21 protein-coding genes and 1 tRNA gene are annotated in these 20,721 nt (G+C 52.4%); 6 read left to right on the top strand and 16 right to left on the bottom strand.

Annotated elements, in window-relative coordinates:
• Positions 1–27: 27 nt before the first annotated feature.
• The 4 genes from clpX to ACFQ2I_RS23450 form a co-directional block, all read right to left on the bottom strand.
• Complete coding sequence (clpX, locus tag ACFQ2I_RS23465) at positions 28–1,287, bottom strand: ATP-dependent protease ATP-binding subunit ClpX (RefSeq protein ID WP_377568842.1); 1,260 nt, start codon at positions 1,285–1,287, stop codon at positions 28–30.
• Between the two features lie 24 nt (positions 1,288–1,311).
• Positions 1,312–1,899 (bottom strand): ATP-dependent Clp endopeptidase proteolytic subunit ClpP, encoded by a 588-nt coding sequence (gene clpP, locus ACFQ2I_RS23460; RefSeq protein WP_377568839.1) that lies wholly within the window; start codon positions 1,897–1,899, stop codon positions 1,312–1,314.
• A 241-nt stretch (positions 1,900–2,140) separates the two neighbouring features.
• Positions 2,141–3,430 (bottom strand): trigger factor, encoded by a 1,290-nt coding sequence (tig, locus tag ACFQ2I_RS23455; protein ID WP_377568836.1) that lies wholly within the window; start codon positions 3,428–3,430, stop codon positions 2,141–2,143.
• 88 nt (positions 3,431–3,518) lie between these two features.
• Entirely contained in the window at positions 3,519–4,394 is an 876-nt protein-coding gene (locus ACFQ2I_RS23450) for a hypothetical protein (protein ID WP_377568833.1), read from the bottom strand.
• A gap of 280 nt (positions 4,395–4,674) precedes the next feature.
• On the opposite strand from ACFQ2I_RS23450, the gene ACFQ2I_RS23445 reads away from it, so the two are divergent.
• Positions 4,675–4,751: transfer RNA gene (locus ACFQ2I_RS23445), tRNA-Arg, on the top strand.
• Positions 4,752–4,859: 108 nt separating this feature from the next.
• Here ACFQ2I_RS23445 and ACFQ2I_RS23440 read toward each other — a convergent pair.
• Both ACFQ2I_RS23440 and ACFQ2I_RS23435 read right to left on the bottom strand, forming a co-directional pair.
• A complete protein-coding gene (locus ACFQ2I_RS23440; RefSeq protein WP_377568830.1) occupies positions 4,860–5,702 on the bottom strand; it encodes an anti-sigma factor in 843 nt (280 codons plus the stop codon).
• On the bottom strand, positions 5,689–6,288 hold the full coding sequence (locus ACFQ2I_RS23435) for an RNA polymerase sigma factor (protein WP_377568827.1): 600 nt from the start codon (positions 6,286–6,288) through the stop codon (positions 5,689–5,691). The genes ACFQ2I_RS23440 and ACFQ2I_RS23435 overlap by 14 nt, the downstream gene beginning before the upstream one ends.
• Before the next feature lie 186 nt (positions 6,289–6,474).
• Here ACFQ2I_RS23435 and ACFQ2I_RS23430 point away from each other — a divergent pair, with 186 nt between their 5' ends.
• Genes ACFQ2I_RS23430 through ACFQ2I_RS23420 form a run of 3 tightly spaced genes read left to right on the top strand, consistent with a single transcriptional unit; the run spans position 6,475 to position 9,610 of the window.
• Positions 6,475–7,635 (top strand): COG1470 family protein, encoded by a 1,161-nt coding sequence (locus ACFQ2I_RS23430; RefSeq protein ID WP_377568825.1) that lies wholly within the window; start codon positions 6,475–6,477, stop codon positions 7,633–7,635.
• Positions 7,636–7,638: 3 nt separating this feature from the next.
• The gene (locus ACFQ2I_RS23425) at positions 7,639–8,634 is read left to right on the top strand and encodes an ABC transporter ATP-binding protein (protein WP_377568822.1); all 996 of its coding nucleotides are present in this window, start codon (positions 7,639–7,641) and stop codon (positions 8,632–8,634) included.
• Positions 8,618–9,610 (top strand): ABC transporter permease, encoded by a 993-nt coding sequence (locus ACFQ2I_RS23420; RefSeq protein WP_377568820.1) that lies wholly within the window; start codon positions 8,618–8,620, stop codon positions 9,608–9,610. Before ACFQ2I_RS23425 ends, ACFQ2I_RS23420 begins: the two co-directional genes overlap by 17 nt.
• Positions 9,611–9,718: 108 nt before the next feature.
• Here ACFQ2I_RS23420 and ACFQ2I_RS23415 read toward each other — a convergent pair whose 3' ends face one another.
• The 3 genes from ACFQ2I_RS23415 to ACFQ2I_RS23405 form a co-directional block, all read right to left on the bottom strand.
• Positions 9,719–10,306: an AAA family ATPase gene (locus ACFQ2I_RS23415; protein WP_377569025.1), complete on the bottom strand. Its 588-nt coding sequence runs from the start codon at positions 10,304–10,306 to the stop codon at positions 9,719–9,721.
• A 104-nt stretch (positions 10,307–10,410) separates the two neighbouring features.
• A complete protein-coding gene (locus ACFQ2I_RS23410; protein ID WP_377568817.1) occupies positions 10,411–10,734 on the bottom strand; it encodes a hypothetical protein in 324 nt (107 codons plus the stop codon).
• A 34-nt stretch (positions 10,735–10,768) separates the two neighbouring features.
• Positions 10,769–11,119: a hypothetical protein gene (locus ACFQ2I_RS23405; protein WP_377568815.1), complete on the bottom strand. Its 351-nt coding sequence runs from the start codon at positions 11,117–11,119 to the stop codon at positions 10,769–10,771.
• Positions 11,120–11,258: 139 nt separating this feature from the next.
• On the opposite strand from ACFQ2I_RS23405, the gene asnB reads away from it, so the two are divergent.
• A complete protein-coding gene (gene asnB, locus ACFQ2I_RS23400; RefSeq protein WP_377568813.1) occupies positions 11,259–13,103 on the top strand; it encodes an asparagine synthase (glutamine-hydrolyzing) in 1,845 nt (614 codons plus the stop codon).
• Between the two features lie 72 nt (positions 13,104–13,175).
• Here asnB and rdgB read toward each other — a convergent pair whose 3' ends face one another.
• From rdgB to ACFQ2I_RS23385, 3 genes are all read right to left on the bottom strand, one after another.
• The gene (gene rdgB / locus ACFQ2I_RS23395) at positions 13,176–13,817 is read right to left on the bottom strand and encodes an RdgB/HAM1 family non-canonical purine NTP pyrophosphatase (RefSeq protein WP_377568811.1); all 642 of its coding nucleotides are present in this window, start codon (positions 13,815–13,817) and stop codon (positions 13,176–13,178) included.
• Positions 13,814–14,560 carry a ribonuclease PH gene (gene rph / locus ACFQ2I_RS23390; protein ID WP_377568808.1) on the bottom strand — a complete coding sequence of 249 codons (747 nt, stop codon included), beginning with the start codon at positions 14,558–14,560 and terminating at the stop codon, positions 13,814–13,816. Before rph ends, rdgB begins: the two co-directional genes overlap by 4 nt.
• A 142-nt stretch (positions 14,561–14,702) precedes the next feature.
• Positions 14,703–15,779, bottom strand: a complete 1,077-nt coding sequence (locus tag ACFQ2I_RS23385; protein ID WP_377568806.1) for a GerMN domain-containing protein — start codon at positions 15,777–15,779, stop codon at positions 14,703–14,705.
• Between the two features lie 133 nt (positions 15,780–15,912).
• Here ACFQ2I_RS23385 and ACFQ2I_RS23380 point away from each other — a divergent pair, with 133 nt between their 5' ends.
• Entirely contained in the window at positions 15,913–16,452 is a 540-nt protein-coding gene (locus ACFQ2I_RS23380) for a phosphatidylglycerophosphatase A family protein (RefSeq protein WP_377568804.1), read from the top strand.
• 88 nt (positions 16,453–16,540) lie between these two features.
• On the opposite strand, the gene glpX is transcribed toward ACFQ2I_RS23380, so the two are convergent.
• From glpX to fni, 4 genes are all read right to left on the bottom strand, one after another.
• Entirely contained in the window at positions 16,541–17,551 is a 1,011-nt protein-coding gene (gene glpX / locus ACFQ2I_RS23375; protein ID WP_377568801.1) for a class II fructose-bisphosphatase, read from the bottom strand.
• Between the two features lie 272 nt (positions 17,552–17,823).
• The gene (locus ACFQ2I_RS23370) at positions 17,824–18,828 is read right to left on the bottom strand and encodes an MBL fold metallo-hydrolase (protein WP_377568798.1); all 1,005 of its coding nucleotides are present in this window, start codon (positions 18,826–18,828) and stop codon (positions 17,824–17,826) included.
• Positions 18,825–19,565, bottom strand: a complete 741-nt coding sequence (locus ACFQ2I_RS23365; protein WP_377568795.1) for a class I SAM-dependent methyltransferase — start codon at positions 19,563–19,565, stop codon at positions 18,825–18,827. Before ACFQ2I_RS23365 ends, ACFQ2I_RS23370 begins: the two co-directional genes overlap by 4 nt.
• 64 nt (positions 19,566–19,629) lie before the next feature.
• The gene (gene fni / locus ACFQ2I_RS23360; protein ID WP_377568792.1) at positions 19,630–20,688 is read right to left on the bottom strand and encodes a type 2 isopentenyl-diphosphate Delta-isomerase; all 1,059 of its coding nucleotides are present in this window, start codon (positions 20,686–20,688) and stop codon (positions 19,630–19,632) included.
• Between the last annotated feature and the right edge of the window lie 33 nt (positions 20,689–20,721).

Below are 20,721 nucleotides of genomic sequence, written 5' to 3'. Positions count from 1 at the left end.
GGATACTTTGGCTGTAATAAACGTCGATTAGGCGCTCTCTTCCTTCTTCTTGCCTTTCTTGTTGGTCGACAGCTCCGGCATAATCTTCTCTCGCACTGACTTCTCGGTAATGAGGCACGTGCTGACATCTTCACGGGACGGCACGTCGTACATGACATCCAGCATAATGCCTTCGATAATTGCCCTCAAGCCACGGGCGCCCGTATTGCGCTTGATTGCTTCCTTCGCGATAGCATCCAAGGCGGCAGGCTCGAAGTCCAGCTTCACATTGTCCATCTCCAGCAGCTTCTGATATTGCTTCACCAGCGCGTTCTTCGGCTCCGACAGAATACGAACAAGCGCCGGCTCGTCGAGCGGCTCCAGCGTAGATATAACTGGCAAGCGGCCTACGAATTCCGGAATAAGACCGAACTTCAGCAAGTCCTCCGGCAGCACCATAGACAGATACTCACCAGGTTTCAAATCCTTCTGCGTCTCGCCGGATGAGTTGAAGCCAATTACTTTCTTGCCGATGCGACGCTTGATTAGCTGCTCCAAGCCGTCGAACGCTCCGCCGCAAATGAAGAGAACATTCGTCGTATCAATCTGAATGAATTCCTGATGCGGGTGCTTGCGTCCTCCTTGTGGCGGAACGGATGCCACCGTTCCCTCGAGAATCTTAAGCAGCGCTTGCTGCACGCCTTCTCCCGACACGTCGCGTGTAATGGAAGGATTCTCCGATTTGCGCGCAACCTTATCGATCTCGTCGATATAGATAATGCCCCGCTCTGCTTTCTCCACGTCATAGTCGGCGGCCTGGATCAGCTTGAGCAGAATATTCTCGACATCCTCGCCCACATATCCCGCTTCCGTCAACGAAGTGGCATCAGCGATCGCGAACGGCACGTTCAATATTTTAGCCATCGTCTGAGCAAGCAATGTCTTGCCTGAGCCCGTAGGACCGAGAAGCAGAATGTTACTCTTCTGCAGCTCCACGTCTTCGATCTTGCTTCCGGAATTAATCCGCTTATAATGATTGTATACAGCAACTGACAGAGACTTCTTCGCAGATTCCTGTCCGATGACGTAAGAATCCAGGATGGCGCGAATCTCTTGCGGCTTCGGAATATCCTTCAGATCCAGATCCTCTTCGCCGCCAAGCTCCTCTTCCACGATCTCCGTGCACAATTCGATGCATTCATCGCATATATAGACACCGGGTCCGGCGACAAGCTTGCGAACCTGTTCCTGCGACTTGCCGCAGAACGAGCATTTTAATTGACCCTTCTCGTCGTTGAATTTAAACATGCCTTCACCCCTTCAATTAAAACATTACGATACAGGAGAAGTAATAACCTTGTCAATCAGACCGTACTGTAGCGCTTCTTCGGCGCTCATGAAATAGTCGCGGTCCGTATCGCGGTCAATCTTCTCATATGGTTGACCCGTACGATTCACGTAGATCTGGTTCAGCTTCTGCTTCGTCTTCAAGATCCAATCGGCATGAATCTTGATATCTGTCGCCTGGCCGCGCACGCCGCCAAGAGGCTGATGAATCATGACCTCGGCATTCGGAAGCGCGAAGCGCTTGCCCTGGGCGCCTGCAGTCAAGAGCAACGAGCCCATGCTGGCGGCCATTCCCATACAGATCGTGGATACATCGGGCTTGATATATTGCATCGTATCATATATTCCCATTCCAGCAGTGACTGAACCGCCTGGAGAGTTGATATAGAGATGGATATCCTTCTCCGGATCGTCGGCCGCCAAAAACAGCAGCTGAGCAATAACGGAATTAGCAACATCGTCGTCTATCGCGCTCCCGAGAAAAATAATGCGATCCTTCAGCAATCGGGAGTAAATATCATACGATCGTTCTCCTCGATTCGTCTGTTCAACTACGATCGGTACCAGATTCATGCGACCAACCTCATTTCTTCTTTGGACTTGAATAGCACTTTCATTGTAACATGTTCGGTTTCTTATGTCATTTTTGTCATTTTCCAATACTACAGTATACGGCTGCGGTTCAATCATATGTATGGAGTTTGCATGCTAAAGGTCTCAACTTCAGATAGGTAAGGTCAAAATAAGGCACGTATCATACACGCGCCTTATCTTGGGCAAAGCATTATGTGATTCAAAGGCTGCTAGCCCTTGTTTAAGCCGTCTTGCTGTTGTCAAGCAGGAAACCGATAGTTTTGCGAAGCAGCACATCTTCTTTCAGGCTGTCCAGATTGCCGTTCTTCTCGAATATGTCGCGCAGTTCCGATACGGGACGGTTGTACTGCTTGGAAAGCTTCTCCAGCTCTTCCGTCAGGTCCTCGTCGGAAACATCAAAGTCTTCTGCTTTCGCAATGGCTTCCAGAACGAGGTTGTTACGCACGCGCTTCTCCGCATCGCTGCGCATCTGACCGCGAAGCGCCTCTTCATTCTGTCCGGAGAACTGGTAGTACAGATCAAGGTTCATGCCTTGCATGCCTAGGCGCTGCTCGAAGTCTTTGAACATATAGTCGATTTCCGTGTCGATCATCGCTTCCGGAATATCCACTTCCGCAGCTTCGGCGGCTTTCTCTACAACAGAAGCCTCACGCGCTTGCTCAGCTTCCTTCTCCTTACGCTCCTTCAGCTTCTCGGACAGATCTTGCTTATACTCCTCCAGCGTGTCGAACTCGCTGACATCCTTGGCGAATTCATCGTCAAGCTCTGGCAGTGACTTGCGCTTCAGCTCATGCAGCTTTACTTTAAATACTGCTTGCTTACCCGCAAGCGCTTCTGCATGATAATCTTCCGGGAAGCTGACTTCAACATCCTTGAAATCCCCAATCTCCATGCCGACTACTTGCTCCTCGAAGCCCGGAATGAACGATCCGGATCCAAGTTCAAGAGAGTAGCGCTCAGCCTTGCCGCCTTCGAACGGCTCGCCGTCCACATAGCCATCAAAGTCGATTACAGCGGTGTCGCCGCTTTGCGCCGCTCCCTCTTCCACGACATTGAGCTCGGCATGACGCTGCTGCAGTCGCTCCAGTTCAGTTGCCAATTCCTCTTCTTTCACTTCAGTTTCTACCGCTTCAATTACAATGCCCTTGTATTCGCCAAGCGTTACTTCCGGCTTAACCGTTACTTTTGCATTGAATTTGAAGGATTGACCTTTACCGATTTGCGTAACGTCGATTTCAGGACGATCAACCGGTTGCAGCTCATTCTCCTGAATAGCCGCAGTGTACGCTTCAGGAAGCATGATATCGATCGCGTCCTGATACAGGCTTTCCACACCGAAGCGCGACTCGAAGATGCCGCGTGGCACTTTACCCTTGCGGAAGCCAGGAACATTAACTTTACTTGCTACTTTCTTGAACGCTTGGTCAAGCGCGACCGTTACTTTCTCCGCATCCACCTCAACGTCCATCGAGACGATGTTCTTGTCTATTTTTTCCCAGGTTGCTTTCATTTTATGCTTTCCCCTCCAAAAATGCTCATGCTTAACATGTATTCACGTTCCATAAACCACTCTATTATAAACAAGTTGAACCAGCTTTTCAAGGCTGAGGTTCATCATCTTGCTGAAGAAGCTCCGCAATGCTCCTTAGAGACCTACAAGCTTGCTCGTATTGGAACCTGAGCGTCTCGGTAATGCCATAGGCGTCCCGAATATCATCATCGTTGGCCGAGCCGTACACGGTCAGCAGCAAAGTCAGATGAAGCGCGGCTGCAAAACAATCGATCGCGCCCTCATCTTCCCGCAGCATCCATTGATAAGAAGAAGTGCCATATAGAAATTGCAGGCTTTCCTTCCATAGCTCTGCGGCGAAATGAGGAAGCGTGGGATCGTCCACTTCCGCCGATTCGGACGTCCTCTCTAATATACGAAGAATGGGGGACGGAAACTCATCAATCGATAACGGAGTCTCCTCGATGTGCAGCTCCACTATCTCATTAAGCCTGTGAAGCGTTACCGAACCGGTAACTCCCCTTTTCTTCAAGCATTGCAAAGCTTTAAATTGCAAGACGGGATGCAGCTGCTTGTCCGCCAGCATGCTTCGGATTCTGTCATCTACCTCATCCGATTCTATATAGGCAGCCCGTTCCAGCGCAAGCAAGCGCTGATCAATCATGGGATGATGCTCCATTACATGAAGGACGCCGTTTATGTAATCCCTGTCCTGCCTAGCGGGTTGAAGCGCTTGTTCTCGAAGCTCTTCTTCCTCACCCTCGCTGATCCCCGCTTCCTGTCCGTTCTCGGGGAAAGCGACATCCAGCCATCCCAGCAGGCTGTCCCATTCCTCATAATGCTGCTTCTCCTGCCCTTGACATTGCAGCAGGAAGCGAAGCAATTGCTTGGCCTCGTCATACCTCTCCGCCTCCAGCATGCGGGTCAGACTAACCTGGTACTGATCAAGCATGCTCGGGAACAAATAAATATTGTCTTTATGTTCTTCTTGTGTTGAAATGATAACACCGCCTTAACCGATAAACGCATTATAAGTACTGTTGCCTTGAAGCAATAGCTCAAGCTCAATGAATATAGTTATGTACAGCCTCGGGTAAGATTATAACATGATGCAATCTATTGAGAAACCTCTTTTAGCTCTTGAACAAGAACGAGATGAGATTCCTCGTTAGTCAGTTATTCTGTCGTATTTTTTAAAATAAGGGTTGCAATTATCTAAAAATGCATGTTATATTATTTCTTGTGTCCCAGTAGCTCAGTCGGATAGAGCACTCGCCTTCTAAGCGAGTTGTCGGGGGTTCGAATCCCTCCTGGGACGCCATCTAAGCTTCTGAACAAGATAATACATTACATACACTTCCCCCCGAATTCCCTGATACAACAGGGATTCGGGGTTTTTTCATTTTTTATTTTCGCGCTTCCCCGATCTTCACTTCCAGTTGTAAAGGATCAGCACAGTCTGGTCAGAGGTGGGATAACGGCTTCCTCCGATCGGCTCCGCGCTAACAGAGATCGTATGCGTTCCGCTTAATCTGCCTGTGTTGAAGTGCAAATATCCTCTTGTGCCGATCTGCTTAAGCAGTCCCAGACTGTCCCTCTGTTCCCCTGATATAAGCCATACTTGATAGTCAGAACGGGATGCGGAAGGCATATCGTCCAGCAGCAAGAATGCCTCGCTGTTATCTGCGTTAAGCCATATGAATCCCCGATCGCCTTCCCCCGGCATGGGACGAAGATAAATAGGATCCGGCCTTCTGGCAAGCAGCACCTCCAATGCGCCAGGGTCCTTCTCCAGAACGCGCATGTCCGAACCCTCAAGCGGCGCGGGCAACGACACTGCATGCTCGCCGCCCTTCATGACTGCTCCTGCTAGCAGCAAGCAGATGACTGCAGCGGTCAATCCGCCCCCAAGTAACACCCAGCTTCTACGGCGCCTGTTCCTCCCTAGACGGACCACCTCTCGTTTCAAAGCGCGGTAATGCTTGTTGGCAGGGTACTGAGAGCCGTTCCCAACCCCAATGCGCTCTTCATCAGACGGATCTGAGTCGCTATTCTCATCACCCTCCAGCAGACTGCTCCATCGTTCCTGCAGCTCCAGGCATTCCGGACATCCCGCCGCATGCGCCTGCATCGCTAAGTAGCGCTTCCCGTCCATTGTACCCAGTTGGAAATCCACCCAATCGCTCTCGCTGTAGCCGCCTTGGCAGCACTCTATCGTCGTCTCTTGCGGCTGCATGCCACGCTCTCCCTCATATCCTTCAGTTGCTTTCATAGGTTTCACTCCCTTCCCCGGCTTCTTGCCACCCTTTCTTGGAAAGCTGCTTGCGCAAATTGCCCAATCCGTAGCGTATCCATGATTTCACCGTACCCAAAGGTACCTGCCATTCCCTGGCGATCTGGGACTGCGTCTTGTCCCTGAAGTAAGCTGCCGCAATAGCGTTGCGCTGAGCTTCAGGCAGCTTCGTCAGCTCTTCCCGGATTATCTTCTGCTGAATGCGCCCAATCGCTGCTTCCTCCGCAGCCAAGGATACGCCTGGTTCCGGCAGCCTGTCGCGATCCAACAATTCAGCTGCAGCCCGCTTCTTCTGCTTTCGGAGACGATCCAGACATCTGCTTCGCGCCATAACGGCAATCCAAGCATCTACGGAGCCTTTGGCCGCGTCATATTTGTCGGATTTCCTTATCGCTTCCAGCAGCACTTCATGACACATATCCTCTGCTTCCATACGATCCCCTAACATTTTGACAGCGATCCGCAGCACAAGAGGAGCATACCGTTCATAGAACAGCTCGAACGCCGCTTCTGAGCCTTGCGATACTTCACGAAGCACGACCGCCATATGACAAGACTTGTTCATTGCCGCTGTCCCCCCTCTCATTCACTTTATATTTTTTTTACCAAAAACGATTCCATTTGAAAAGCCTCCAATCAAAATGGAAGCTTCGAAAAATAAACCATCATATTTTTTCATCCCGCATAAATCCGATTGCCCCCCTCCCATCGTACACCTTATGAAAATAAAAAAGACAGGAGTGTGATTTGCATGCGAAGCGCATGCCGTAACGTGTTCATGCTGGTGTTCATCTGTACATTTCTTATTGGAACAAGCTCATGGCTTGCCGTTCCCAAGGCGGCTGCGGCAGGCGATCTTGCATTGTTCACGCCTTATCTGGAACTCTATGCCGAGCCGGGTGAGTCCATCCATTATTCAATCGAGGTGATAAACTCCGGCGACACGACGCAGATGGCGGATATCGGCTTCCGGGGCGAAGGGAACGACTGGGCGTATGAATTGACCGCCGGCAGCCGCATTGTGCGTCAGATTGCAGTTAAGTCAAACTCCGCCCAGACGCTGAGCTTGCGACTGGATGTACCGCTGGAGGTAGAGAAAGGGGAATACCGCTTCACAGCTGCAGCGGGATCTGCAAGTTTGCCGCTTAAGGTCTACGTCTCCGAGAAAGGAACGTACCGCACCGCTTGGGAAGCGGAGCAAGCCAATGTCCAAGGACATGCAGACTCCAGCTTCACCTTCTCCACGACACTTCGCAACCAGACGGCGGAAGAGCAGACCTATTCCCTCGATGCCGGCATAGAGCCGGGCTGGGAGGTTCGCTTCAAGTCGGGCGGCAGCAACGTAGCTTCCGTTACGATCGATCCTAACGGTTCACAGAGCATATCCGTAGAAGTAGCTCCTCCAGATAGGGTGGAAGCCGGAACCTATGCGATCCCTATACGCGCTTCCAATTCTTCCACCTCTGCGGAGACCACGCTTGAAGCTGTCATCACCGGTACTTACGGCGTCTCGCTCGGGACGAAAGATGAGCGGTTGAACACATCCATTAAAGCCGGAGGCAACCGGACGATGGAACTGATTGTATCCAATACGGGGACGACCGCATTGGAGGAAGTCAGCATGTCTGCCTCCGCCCCGGCCAACTGGGAAGTCACGTTCGAGCCGAAGACGATCGCTTCCATCCCGCCAGGCGAGTCGGCAACAGTTCAAGCTATCGTCACGTCCGACAAGAAGTCGCTTCCTGGCGACTATGCGCTTAACTTGACGGCGAGCTCACCGCAGAAGCAAGCCAATGCGGCCATTCGGGTAGCTGTGGAATCTTCACTCCTGTGGGGATGGATCGGCGTCATCATTATTGCGGCAGTAATAGCTGTCATCTATGGCCTGTTCCGCCGTTATGGGAGGCGATAACTCGTGGATCGTCAAGATCAGTTCAAGCCATTCTCTCACGATCCTGCTATCCTGCTGGAGAAGGTTACCAAGACATACGGAGAGCACATAGCCGTGAATGAGCTGCAGCTCACAGTAGCCCGCGGCGAAGTGTTCGGCTTGCTCGGACCTAACGGAGCAGGCAAGACTACGACCATTCTGATGATGCTCGGTCTCACCGAGCCTGCTTCCGGGAGCATTTCAGTGCTGGGCATGAATCCCCAATACGAGTCAATCGGCATTAAGCGGCGTGTCGGTTATATGGCTGATGATATTGGCTTCTACGAAGACCGGGATGCACTCGACAATTTGATGTATACGGCTAGGTTGAATGGTATCGGCGAGAAGGTAGCATACGCCCGCGCCATGGAGCTGCTCGAGAAGGTGGGGCTTGCAGATGCCTCGCGCAAAAAAACAGGAGCGTTCTCCAGAGGTATGCGCCAGAGGCTGGGACTTGCCGACGTTCTCATCAAGCAACCCGATATGATCATTCTGGATGAGCCAACGCTCGGCATCGACCCGGAAGGGGTACGGGAACTGCTGGAGTTAATAACGGCGCTTAGCCGAGAGGAGGGGCTGACTGTCCTGTTGTCCTCGCATCATCTGCATCAAGTCCAGCAAGTGTGCGACCGCGTAGGGCTATTCGTCAATGGTAAGCTGATTGCTTGCGGCAATATCGATGCATTGTCGCGCGAGCTGATAGATTCTGGCTCTATCATGGTGGAACTGGAGGTCGCAGGCTGGAGCGATGCGCTGAGGCAGGAGCTTATCGCGATGGATGGCGTACTGGCAATTGAGGCGGGAGACGGAGTGGAAGCCGTATCTGTCACCGTTACTTGCGACAGAGATATGACGGCGGAGATCGCCCGAGTGGCGGCCATTAAGGCCCAATTGCTCAAAATATCAAAGCGGGAATACGGATTGGACGAAATCTATCATCGCTACTTCGAAGGGGGGGAGCGGAATGCCGTTTCCAATTAAGCGAATGCTGGACCATCGGCTTCCTTCGTCATCTTCCATGAGAGTCATGGTGCACAAAGAATTCAGTGATCATATTCGAAGCTGGAAATTCATCATCCTACTTGGAATCATTACGCTCGCCTGCATCGGATCTATCTACACGTCCATAACCGCCCTGCGCGAAGGAGGTGGCGCTGAACACGAAGCTAGCGGATTCTTGTTCTTGCAGATGTTCACGTTAACGGACGGCTCCTTGCCTAGCTTCATTGACTTCATCTCGTTTCTAGGTCCGCTGATGGGCATTGCGCTCGGTTTCGATGCAGTCAATACGGAGCGCAGTAAAGGCACCCTTAGCCGCATAATCTCACAGCCCGTCTATCGCGACGATTTTCTGAAGGCGAAATTTCTCGCCGCGCTAATGTTGGTAACTGTCGTTGTCTTCTCACTGGGGCTGCTCGTTATGGGACTGGGGCTCTTAACGATCGGCTTTCCTCCTACGCCGGAGGAATTTTGGCGCGTCATTTTTTTCCAACTGGCATCCGTCGTCTATGTCGGCTTCTGGCTGAACTTGTCTATCCTGTTGTCCGTGCGCTTTCGACAAGGAGCGACTTCCGCATTGGCAGGCATATCCATATGGATCTTCTTTACGATCTTCTACAATATGCTGCTGAATCTGGCAGCCAAAGGGCTGGCTCCTGACAGAGGCGCGAGTGCTGAGTCCATCTTAAGCTATCAAGAGCTCATGCTTATGCTGGGCCGATTATCGCCCGCACAGTTGTTCAGTGAAGCGACGACGACGCTTCTACTGCCGACCGTGCGGTCGCTCGGACCGCTTACGATGGAGCAGATCGTAGGGGCGCTTCCCACTCCCTTGCCCCTGGCGCAGAGCCTTTTGCTCATTTGGCCTCAGCTAACAGGACTTGCAGCAGCGACCATGGTATGCTTTGGGCTGGCTTATTATCTATTTATGCGTCAGGAGATTCGATCGCGCTCTTAAGCAGCAATAGGAGCGCATGAATGCCTGGATCGCCTTACAACGAACATCCCGGACTTGTCCAATTGGACGAATCCGGGATGCTTTATCATATGACATTTTTCACTACCATTACTCGTTCACGAACCTGTAAAGCTGTTCCACCTTTTCTTCTGTCAGATCTCCGCTATTATCAAATACAAGTATGGAAGATGCCGGGATATCCCAATTGATTTCGGGTACGAAATCGACGCGTTTCTGGAAGTCGCTCCAATGCTCCAACTTCCATTTGTCGCGTTCCGTCCGGCGCTCCACGATTCTTTCCTTTTGCAATTCCATATCTTGCAGCGTAATGACCGCCACCTTAACATCGACCTGCTCTCTGGACAATCCCGCGTCGGCGATAACCTCTTCGATCCATTCCCGATCTTTAAGCTCCGCCGTGAATGGCGAGATCATGAACACATTCTGGCCCGCTGCCAAATTCTCGACGCATACGTCGCGCGTTGCGTCATACTCCAGGTCTCTCAGATTGTCTTTATAGAACTGGGAGTCTCGGTCGTTTTTGTCCAGCCCTTTCATCTCCAGTATCGCCTCTACAAAGCGTCCCCCGATCGTATCTCTGTCAAGAAACGCTGCCGGCATTCTGACGCTCAGCTTTCTTGCTACCGTCGTTTTCCCTGTTCCTGCCACCCCTGCGAAAAAAACCAGTTTTTGCAACATTGATGCCTCCACTTTTTTTGAGTGAAATTATACCACTATTCGTCAACGATGCCAAAGGGTTCATTCTGTAAGGGCAGCTCCAATTACGCTTAAAGCTACATTTAACGATTAGATTCAGACAATAACCGATCTATACCGGCAGACACGCCTTCCACCGCCAGTACCGCCTGCAGAACCGACCGTTCATCTGTATCCGTACCCGCGAACTCCCGCTTCGCCTGATGCAAATTATTGTCGAACCAGTCCGTCTCGTAATGGGCGTCATTGTGAACAACCTCTAGAAGTCTATACCCCTTCGTCGCTCCATTCAGTGCGATGTAGGCCAGTAGTTCGGCTCCTCCGGATGTGTGAGCTTCCACTTCCACGCACGGAATGCCCTGCTTGTCTGCCAGCCGCCTCACCTTCGCGTCCGCAATCTGATCCAATGTGACCCCCCCTTATAATCGTCAGCCTACAGCCTCATGTTTGCCCGCCTAGCTTACGCATGGACTCAATATGTCGCTTTGTCTCCTCTGTGCCGCATTCATGCAGCCTCCGGTAGATTTCATTCACAATATCGTCGCATGCCCCGTTCAACGCTTGATCGGAATCCGTTTCCGTGAACGTGCGACTGAAATGAAACATGGACGCTTCATCCATCGTCGACAGCTCCTCGAACAGTTCACGCAGTTTGGCTACATCTTCTGTAGTTGCTAAGATCTCCAGTTCATATGCGGCAGCAGCTTGATCCTCCAGAATTTGACCGGCATGCACGGACACATAATATGGTTTTTTGTCTTGCGAAGCTTCTTCTTCATGTGCTTCGTTCATAACACCCGCTCCCCTTTCAAACCTGTTTTGAAGCTTATATCCTTCATAGCATCCCCCCGGGGACAGACATTTTATGCCGATAGCCGCATATAACTGTTATTATCGCAACTGGAGTCCAGCATAGAGAGGAATGAGTAGGATGTGTGGAATTACAGGCTGGATCGACTGGACTAGTGACTTGACCAAGGAAAGCAAACATCTGGAGCGCATGACGGAACAACTCGCACCGCGCGGTCCGGATGCGTCTGGCACTTGGATATCCGGACACTGTGCTCTCGGCCACCGAAGACTCGCAGTCATCGATCCCGATCATGGAGCCCAACCGATGATTCGGTACACAGGGGATGATCAGTACGTCATCGTGTACAACGGGGAGCTATATAATGCGCAAGAAATTCGCCGAGAGCTGGAGAATAGAGGAAGGACATTCACCACGACTTGCGATACGGAAGTGCTACTCGTGTCATTCATGGAATGGGGCAGAGCTTGCGTCGAGAAGCTCAACGGCATATTCGCCTTCGCGATCTGGGATACGACAGCGCAAGAGCTGTTCATCGCGCGCGACCGACTGGGAGTAAAGCCGCTATTCTACAGCAAGCAAGGAGATTTGTTCGTATTCGGCTCCGAGCTGAAGAGCATGCTGGCACACCCCGCCGTTCAACCGGAGGTAGGACCGGAAGGACTGGCGGAAATATTCGTCATCGGACCAGCCCGCACTCCGGGACACGGTATATACAAGCATGTGCAAGAACTCCGGCCTGGACATTGCATGGTGGTCAATGCGGCGGGAGCCAAAACAATCACGTATTGGCAGCTTAGAAGCAGCGAGCATACCGCTTCCGTAGAAGAGACGGCGGAGCAGGTACGGGAGTTGCTCCGCGATACGGTAGAGCGTCAGCTTGTCTCTGATGTGCCCGTCTGTACACTGCTGTCCGGCGGTCTGGATTCCAGCGCATTAACGTCGCTCGCTGTTCGATATTACGATCGGAACGGGCAAGGAAGCGTGCATACGTATTCAGTGGATTACCGGGATAACGACAAGCACTTCCAGGAGCATGTCTTCCAGCCCAACAGCGATGCTCCTTGGATTGAGCGCATGACCTCTCATCTTGGCACCGTTCATCATTCGATACAATTCGATACACCGGAGCTGGCTGCCGCCCTGCGCGATGCGACAATTGCACGCGATCTTCCAGGCATGGCGGATGTGGACGCTTCCTTGCTACTATTCTGCCGGGAGATCAAGCAGGGCGCGACGGTAGCGATCTCCGGGGAAGCTGCCGACGAAATATTCGGAGGTTACCCTTGGTTCCATCGCGAGGATGCGCTTGCCGCGGATACCTTCCCATGGTCGCTGGCTACCGGCATGCGCGCCGGCTTGCTCTCGCCTGACATCGCGGAGTGGATCAGGCCGCAAGAATATATCGGGGATCGTTATGCTGAAGCGGTAGCGGAGGTGCCGTATCTGGATGGGGTCGACGAGACGAGTAGAAGAATGCAGCGCATGTCCTATTTGAACATAACCCGCTTCATGCCGACATTACTGGACCGCAAGGATCGAATGAGCATGGCGGCAGGACTGGAAGTTCGCGTTCCTTTCTGTGATCACAGGCTAGTGGAGTATGTATGGAACATCCCCTGGGAGATTAAGACGGTGGGAGACAGGGAGAAAGGGATTTTGCGTAAAGCGCTGAAAGGTATCCTCCCCGATGATGTGTTGACACGCAAAAAAAGCCCCTATCCCAAAACGCACAATCCCAATTACTTAGAGACGGTGCGTCGTATGATTCTGGAAGTGCTGGACGATCCCTCTTCGCCGTTACTCCCTCTTATCGCGTCGAAGAAAGTAAGAAAGCTTGCAGAGCAAGCAACCCAGGCAAGCCATCTTCCTTGGTTCGGCCAGCTTATGTCGAGCCCTCAGCTGTTCGCCTATCTCGTGCAAGTCAATACATGGCTGAAGCACTATCGGGTCCGAATCAGTTAACTGACGAAGCCAGAATAAGCAAGGACCTTGCCCTCTCTGTCAGTTGACAGGAAGAGCAAGGTCCTTGCTTATTCATCTCATCTCTATGCGCGCGAGCAGCTTCTTGAGCGCTTCGCCACGGTGGCTGATTGCGCCCTTCTCCTCCTTCGAAAGCTCCGCCATGCCTCGACCCAGCTGGGGCAGCCAGAAGAGCGGATCGTAGCCGAATCCTCCGTCGCCATGCGGACGATCCGTAATCACGCCCCTCACCTCGCCTTCCGTCTCCAGGAACGAGCCATCGGCGGGATCATATAGAGACAGAACGCATACGAATCGGGCCTCGCTCCATATTCGCGAGCCGTCCGGCAACTTCTCCACAGTGCCGAGCGCATCATCTTGCAGAGCGGCAAGCTTCTTCAGCAGCTTCGCATTATTATCCGCATCCGATGCCCCTTCACCGGCGTAACGAGCGGAATAGACGCCTGGATCTCCGCCAAGCGCCTCAACCTCTAGGCCGGAATCGTCGGCGAGCACGGGTATGCCCAACTCATCCCCCAATGCTTTGGCTTTCAGTCGAGCGTTCATCAGGAAGGTGTCCCCGGTCTCTGCAATGTCGGGAAAGTCGGGATAATCGTGCAAGCTGGCTACCCGCATTCCCAATTGGCCGAAGGCATGGGAGAATTCCGCGATCTTCCCCCTATTCCTGGAAGCGATAATAATCCGTTTATCCGTCATTTGAATTTTTCTCCAATCCGACTTGCAGCTTCGCCAAGCACATCTCGCTGCTTCGCGATTAGTTCTTTAATTCCTTCCTCCGCAAGCCCTAGCAGCGCATTCAGCTCATCGCGGCTGAACGGCGCATCCTCGCCAGTCCCTTGCACCTCGACGAACTTGCCTTGTCCGGTCATAACCACATTCATATCGACCTTTGCTTTTGAATCTTCCTCATAGTTCAAATCCAGCATCGCTTGCTCCTGAATGACGCCTACGCTTACAGATGCCAGAAAGTCGGTAATGGGATATCTGGAGAAGCTTGCTGTCTTAGAGAGATGCTGAACAGCTAATGCGAGCGCGATGAATGCGCCCGTAATAGAAGTGGTGCGTGTGCCTCCGTCAGCTTGTATGACATCGCAATCAAGCGTAATCGTTCGCTCACCCAACGCTTGCAGGTCGACAACCGAACGTAGCGCGCGGCCAATCAGTCGCTGTATCTCCATCGTACGCCCCGTCAGCTTGCCCCTTGCGGATTCCCGTTGGTTGCGAGAATGCGTCGCACGCGGCAGCATGGCATACTCCGCATTGATCCAGCCTTTGCCTTGTCCCTTCATGAATGGCGGCACGCGCTCCTCCACGCTCGCTGTACAGATGACCTTCGTATACCCGAATTCGATTAAGACGGAGCCTTCCGCATGCTTGTTCACATTAGTTGCAATTGTAATCGGCCTAAGCTGATTCTGTTGCCGACTGTCATTTCTCATGTAGATATGCCTCCTGAATCTTTATTCCTATGTAATCCTTACTATTGTAACAAAGCATCGGGACAAATGCACCTATGGCGCCCATGCACGCCATAGACAAGACAAGGCTGGAGCAGCCGCTCCAGCCTTGCATCAACCGCTATTACGATTTCAAAGCGTTAACGTGATGGTTGCGGCCGACGGGCTCGCTATAGGAACGGTTGTGGTCGTCCATTATACCGGATTGACCGTTAATCATCACTTGAACAGCGGCCGCATCCGTATTCTCCGTCAGGGATAAGACGACTGCCTCGAGCATTTCCGCAGGAATCGGCAGTCCGTCCTCGTACGTCTCATCCAGCAAGTCCACGGTGACTACGCCGTCAATCTCTTCAATACTGGCTACTTCCATTCCCGGTATAATGACTCCGGTCAGATTGTTATCAATCGGCCCCTCTATCAGCTCCTCCATCGCGGCATGCAGGGCGGAATCGGATCGCGCAACAAGTCTGGTCACAGGCACGTAATATTGCTCCTCGTTCAATGTTTGATTAGAGAAGTACAGCGTTACCGGAAAGGATGCGTTGTAAGCTACTCCCTCAGCAATCTCGATGTTAATGCCGATGCCTCTCGTTAGCGCTTCATCAAGCGGATAGCCCGCTATCGGCATCTCGGACAACCGCTCGCCTTCCACATACAGCTCTACGCCCTTCACTTCTGGACTTGCTGTAAGCGTCCATGCGATCGACTCCAGCATAGCCCTCTCATCCTGCGGATTGTAGCTGACGAACGACTCGGAGAAATCTACTGTAGCGATCTTGGTGTCCGGATTAACGTCATAATTCAGAATCCGAGTTCCCTGCGGCAGCATCGCTCTGAAGCCCTCAGGCACGCCCGCTGCATACGCTCCGTTCTCTACCATCATCTCCAGTGCCTTCTGTCCCGGCAACACTCCGTCCGCCAATGTATAAGGCAGCGCTACAGGAGCCAGGTAGCCATCGGGATCTTGCAAATATACGGTCATGCGGGGCACGTCCCCCTCTGACGGCAAGCTTCCCATACTTGTCTGCTCACTTCCCGCATCATCGGTCATATCCACTTGCGAGCCGCTCTGATCCAGCGGCGGCGGATCGATCGGTTGACTAGTTTCCTTCGAGAACAGGCTGCAGCCGGCAGTCAATACTGGCAGCACGACTAGAGCCACCAATGCAGTATGGCGAATCCATCTTCTTCCAATCATTTTCGCTTTTCCTCCCCAATTCTTTTTTTGCCTGGTCGGCTTTGTACAACTCCGCATTTGTAGTAATATGTATACGAGCCCTTCCTTTTTTTAGACCTGTTTTGTCCACAAAATCATAAGGGGGAACCAGATTATGAGTAAATCGGAAATATACAGTCTGGATAGCGACAAAGTCGCGAAAGCAACAGATGAATGGCTGGAAAAGCGCGGTGTGACGAAAATGGGCATTGCTGAGCTTGTCCACTTCCTGCAGAAGGATTATTTCCCAGGACTGACCCCGACTGATTGCGTGGCGCATGTAGAGGCTGTACTATCCAAGCGAGAAGTTCAGAACGCCGTATTGACTGGCATTCAGCTCGATATGCTGGCCGAACAAGGCGGCCTAATGGCTCCGCTTCAGGATATGATCAAGCACGACGAAGGGTTATACGGTTGTGACGAAATTCTCGCATTGTCCATCGTGAACGTGTACGGCAGCATCGGATTCACGAATTTCGGGTATATCGACAAGGTGAAGCCTGGCATTCTCGTCCGCTTGAATAGCAAGAAGGACGGCGAGATTCATACGTTCCTAGATGATATTGTAGGAGCAATCGCTGCATCTGCCGCGAGCCGTATCGCCCATCGCAAGCAAGCGGAACGCGAAGGCAAGACGACTCCGCCGCTCGATTGAACCTTCACATGACAACTAGGCAATTAGTCACCGGAATTAGCCCCCTGTCTCTCATGGAGACCAGGGGGCTAATCACTAAGGGCTGATCTTACTCCTGCATATCCGCATGATTGGCAATGGCAGGCTGAGGCTGGGGATAGTTCAACAACGGCTTGTTAGGCAAATAATGCAGCGATTTCACGAATCGGATCGTTCTGGTCTTGGCCCGCATGACGATAGAATGCGTCTCCGCCCGTTCGTCCGGCATGTATCGGACTCCGCCAAGGAATTCACCGGGCGTCACGCCAGTAGCTGCGAATATGACATCCTCCTTGCCTACCATATCCTCCATCGTCAATACGCGGTATGGGTCCTTGATTCCCATGCGAATGCAGCGCTCGTATTCCGATGCGTCGGCGGGCATTAATCGCCCCTGCAGCTCGCCTCCCAAGCATTTTAGCGCCGCCGCAGCAAGCACTCCTTCCGGCGCGCCGCCGGAACCGACATAGAGATCGATGCCAGCTTCCGGGAAGGCTGGCGCCATCGCGCCCGCCACATCGCCGTCGGACAGGAATTTGATTCTTACGCCTACTTTGCGCAGCACTTTTATTAATGATTCGTGCCGGGTGCGATCCAGTATCATGACCGTCAAATCCGACACTTTCTTCTTCAATACCTCCGCCGCTTTCTTCAAGGTCGCTTCCATGGGATCCGTTATGCTCAAATGCCCAACAAGTGAAGGACCGTACGCAAGCTTCTCCATATACATGTCCGGAGCATGCAGCAGCTGTCCCTTGCCTGCAACCGCAATAACAGACAATGCATTATTCAAGCCTCTGGCCACAATGTCCGTTCCTTCAAGCGGATCAACTGCCACATCCACCTCCGGTCCATTCATGCTGCCAACCTGCTCCCCTATATACAACATCGGGGCTTCGTCCATCTCGCCCTCCCCGATTACAACCGTGCCTTTAACAGAGACAGAGTCGAACATCTCCCGCATCGCCGAAGTAGCTGCTCCGTCTGCGCTGTTCTTATCGCCTCTTCCCATCCAGGGAGCGGACGCAAGCGCCGCCAATTCCGTTACCCTTACAATCTCCAGCGCCAATTCCCTCTCCATGCCCATCTCTCCTCTTTTGTCATTCCGTATGTTTGATGATTGGATATTTTGTCGTTCCTGTGCTCCCCACGTTTCTCCCTTTAATATGTATCATATATTTTATTGTGATGCAATATATAGAGCAATAAAAATTCATTAAATCATCATAAAAGACAGAATCATTGAATAATGATCCGTATATTGGATGACGAAGTAAGTTAAATGAGCATTATTTATTGTGATTAAGAAGCAAAAAAGCCAATCAGCATGATCTGATTGGCTCTTTATCCGGTCTAATTGATGGAGCAAATATCCCGTCCTGCTAAATACCGATATACGCCGTCCTGAAAGGTTGCGACCGCCTTTCCCTTGCCTTCCAGATGAAACAAATGAGCCAATGTCTCCGCCATGGCGAAGCGCAGATTATGGGGGTTCCGCCGCAAGTGACTGCCGAACGACGACTCGCATAGTTCAAATGCGTTCATTGCGGAATTCCTCAGTAGCTCCTCCATCGCGGCAAGCCGCCGGTCGTGATGCCCTTGCAACTGCTCGAGCCGTTCGCGAAAGCCTGTGAACGGATCACGATGCCCGGGAAGCGCTAATGATACTTCCCATGCCTTCAGCTCCTCCAGGCTCTGCAAAAAGCAGCCAAGAGGATCGCGTTCCTCCCCAGGCACGACACTGACATTCGGTGTAATGTGCGGCAGCACCTGATCGCCGCATATCATCCAGCGCAGTTCGCGCTGATAGAAGCACAATCCGCCAAAGGCATGGCCAGGCGCGTCAATCAGCTGCCATAATCGATCGCCAAGCCGCAGTTCATCTCCCGCTTCAATATATTGGACTACGGGCTGCGGACTGACACGCGATACGAACTCCGACAAATTCCTTGTAATATCACCCACTAGAGCGTCAGGCATGCCATGCTGAAGGAATAACGTTTCAAGCGCGCCCGGATAATCGCTGTCTTCTCCCCATAGTCTTCGGGCATAAGCATGCGCGCGAGAAGACATATAGACAGGAGCGCCGCTTCTCTCCTGCATATACCCCGACAGACCATAATGGTCTGGATGCTGATGGGTCAGCACAATACGTGAGATATCCGCCCATAGGATGCCTCTCTCCTCCATGACCTCGCGCCATACGGCGATCGTCTCGTCTGTACGCAAGCCCGGATCAACTATCGTGTACCCTTTATGTTCCGGAATGACATAACTGTTCACCCACTTCAGGGAGAACGGCAACGGCGCCTTCACCTGCAGCCAGCCCTCAGGAAGTTGTATGATGTATCGACTCATACCGCTTTGCCCACCATAATCATGCGAGGCGAATCGACTTCATCGTAAGGTCTGCCATCGTAATGGCCAAGCACCCGCTCCAGTCGCAGGCCAACCTGCTGCAGATGCAATTGGAACCATTCCAGTGGAAACAGCCTTACCCGCTCTACGTACTCTCTCTTCATTCCGCCATCGCTCACCGTAATTTCCTTCTGAACCCAGCCATCCACGATTGACCGGATTTCCTTGATCTGCAGACCACTTTCTTCATCCTTCCTTCGGGATTCCGGTACCAGATTCCGAGCTACATAGGAAGGATTAAGGAAATCGATCAGGAACGAACCGTTCGGCTTCAGCACTCTCCGCACTTGTTCCAGCACCCGCACATTGTCTACGTCCTCGGGGAAATAACCGAAAGAAGTGAACATGTTCACTGTCGCATCGAATGTGCTGTCCGGGAACGGCAGTTCTCTCATATCGCCATGCGCCCATGCTATAGCGCCCTCCGGATCATTAGCGCGGGCTTCATCCAGCAAGGTGTTCGATAGATCCACGCCCGTCACAATATAACCCGCTTCAGCCAGTGCAAGCGCATGCCTGCCCATGCCGCAACCGATGTCCAATACGCTTGAGCCATCGGGTATATGAAGAGCTTTGGCCATGTTATGTACCTCTCGGCTGGCATTGTTCCAATCGCGATGGCGATATACGATCATATAGTCCTTCCCGAAGCTTTGCTCATACCAAGGTTTCATCATAATACTAACGACTCCTTCTATAGATCCCCAATCAATTATGCTTATATACGCAAGCTTGTTTCACCTAACAGGTTACCTTTATTCGACTCGTGCTTCGCAGTTGCTCGATCGTAGCTGCGCCAATCCCGAACATAGCGGCGCGTAGCTGGTATTCTACCACTTGGAATTGCTCCAGCAGACTGGAAACAGACAGAGCGGCGTCCGTAATTGCCGCTCGGGGAAGCAGCGATCTTCCGAAGCCTGCCAGATTGGCGCCTAGCGCCAGCGTCTTGGCGGCATCCACGCCGCTATGCAGTCCGCCGCTTGCGATCAGAACAGCCTCAGGAAGCCGGCTGCGCAGCTCCAGCAAGGATTCCACAGTAGGAATGCCCCATCCTTGGAACGCTTCTGCAGCGGCGCGTTGAATCGGCGAGCTCGTACGGAACTTCTCCACCTGGCTCCATGACGTGCCTCCCGCCCCGGCAATATCCAGGAAGGATACGCCTGCATCATAAAGCAAGGCTGCTGTAATCGCATCCAGACCCCAGCCTACTTCCTTCACGCCGACCGGAACCGGACAGGCTCTGCACACCTCTTCGATCCGCTTCAGCAGCCCCCTGAAATCGGTATCTCCCTCCGGCTGGAACACTTCCTGCATGCTGTTCACATGCAGTACCAGCGCGTCTGCTTCGGCTATATCGACCGCTCTCTTGCAAGTATCGGGGCCATAACCGTAATTGAGCTGGACAGCTCCGAGATTGGCGATGACTGGTATATTCGGAGCTTCCTTGCGTATAGAGAACGTTGACTCAAGCTCCTCATGCTCAATCGCGGCGCGCATGGAGCCAAGCCCGATCGCCCAGCCGCGCTCTTCCGCCGCAATGGCCAGCCTTCGATTAATAGCTCCCGCCTCATCCGTTCCCCCAGTCATAGAACTAACCAGCAGCGGAGCGGACAGACGCTTTCCGAACCACTCCGTCTCCAGGCCAATCTCCTGGAAGCTAACGTCAGGCAATGCATTATGAATAAAGTGCACATGCTCAAGTCCTGTCGTGACGCCTACGCCAGCTACCTGTTCGTTGAGGCATATCGCAATATGTTCCTTTTTCCTTTTCGCTATCGATTCATTATCAGTCGCTTTCAAGCCCGTGTCCTCCCGTACCTGAATTAGAATAGT

This window comes from Paenibacillus chungangensis, from assembly GCF_042675905.1.
In the GTDB taxonomy this organism is placed as follows: Bacteria; Bacillota; Bacilli; order Paenibacillales; family Paenibacillaceae; genus Pristimantibacillus; species Pristimantibacillus chungangensis.
Note: the sequence above shows the minus strand (reverse complement) of the source record. Positions and strands in the feature narration are given on the sequence as shown.

Bases quoted from the DNA above. Each gene is read 5' to 3' on its own strand.
- ACFQ2I_RS23440 (WP_377568830.1), bottom strand. From the start codon at position 5,702: ATGAAAGCAACTGAAGGATATGAGGGAGAGCGTGGCATGCAGCCGCAA.
- glpX (WP_377568801.1), bottom strand. From the start codon at position 17,551: ATGGAGAGGGAATTGGCGCTGGAGATTGTAAGGGTAACGGAATTGGCG.
- rph (WP_377568808.1), bottom strand. From the start codon at position 14,560: ATGAGAAATGACAGTCGGCAACAGAATCAGCTTAGGCCGATTACAATT.
- tig (WP_377568836.1), bottom strand. From the start codon at position 3,430: ATGAAAGCAACCTGGGAAAAAATAGACAAGAACATCGTCTCGATGGAC.
- clpP (WP_377568839.1), bottom strand. From the start codon at position 1,899: ATGAATCTGGTACCGATCGTAGTTGAACAGACGAATCGAGGAGAACGA.
- rdgB (WP_377568811.1), bottom strand. From the start codon at position 13,817: ATGACGGATAAACGGATTATTATCGCTTCCAGGAATAGGGGGAAGATC.
- ACFQ2I_RS23405 (WP_377568815.1), bottom strand. From the start codon at position 11,119: ATGAACGAAGCACATGAAGAAGAAGCTTCGCAAGACAAAAAACCATAT.
- asnB (WP_377568813.1), top strand. From the start codon at position 11,259: ATGTGTGGAATTACAGGCTGGATCGACTGGACTAGTGACTTGACCAAG.
- clpX (WP_377568842.1), bottom strand. From the start codon at position 1,287: ATGTTTAAATTCAACGACGAGAAGGGTCAATTAAAATGCTCGTTCTGC.
- ACFQ2I_RS23365 (WP_377568795.1), bottom strand. From the start codon at position 19,565: ATGATGAAACCTTGGTATGAGCAAAGCTTCGGGAAGGACTATATGATC.
- ACFQ2I_RS23385 (WP_377568806.1), bottom strand. From the start codon at position 15,779: ATGATTGGAAGAAGATGGATTCGCCATACTGCATTGGTGGCTCTAGTC.
- ACFQ2I_RS23370 (WP_377568798.1), bottom strand. From the start codon at position 18,828: ATGAGTCGATACATCATACAACTTCCTGAGGGCTGGCTGCAGGTGAAG.
- ACFQ2I_RS23435 (WP_377568827.1), bottom strand. From the start codon at position 6,288: ATGAACAAGTCTTGTCATATGGCGGTCGTGCTTCGTGAAGTATCGCAA.
- ACFQ2I_RS23380 (WP_377568804.1), top strand. From the start codon at position 15,913: ATGAGTAAATCGGAAATATACAGTCTGGATAGCGACAAAGTCGCGAAA.
- ACFQ2I_RS23430 (WP_377568825.1), top strand. From the start codon at position 6,475: ATGCGAAGCGCATGCCGTAACGTGTTCATGCTGGTGTTCATCTGTACA.
- ACFQ2I_RS23420 (WP_377568820.1), top strand. From the start codon at position 8,618: ATGCCGTTTCCAATTAAGCGAATGCTGGACCATCGGCTTCCTTCGTCA.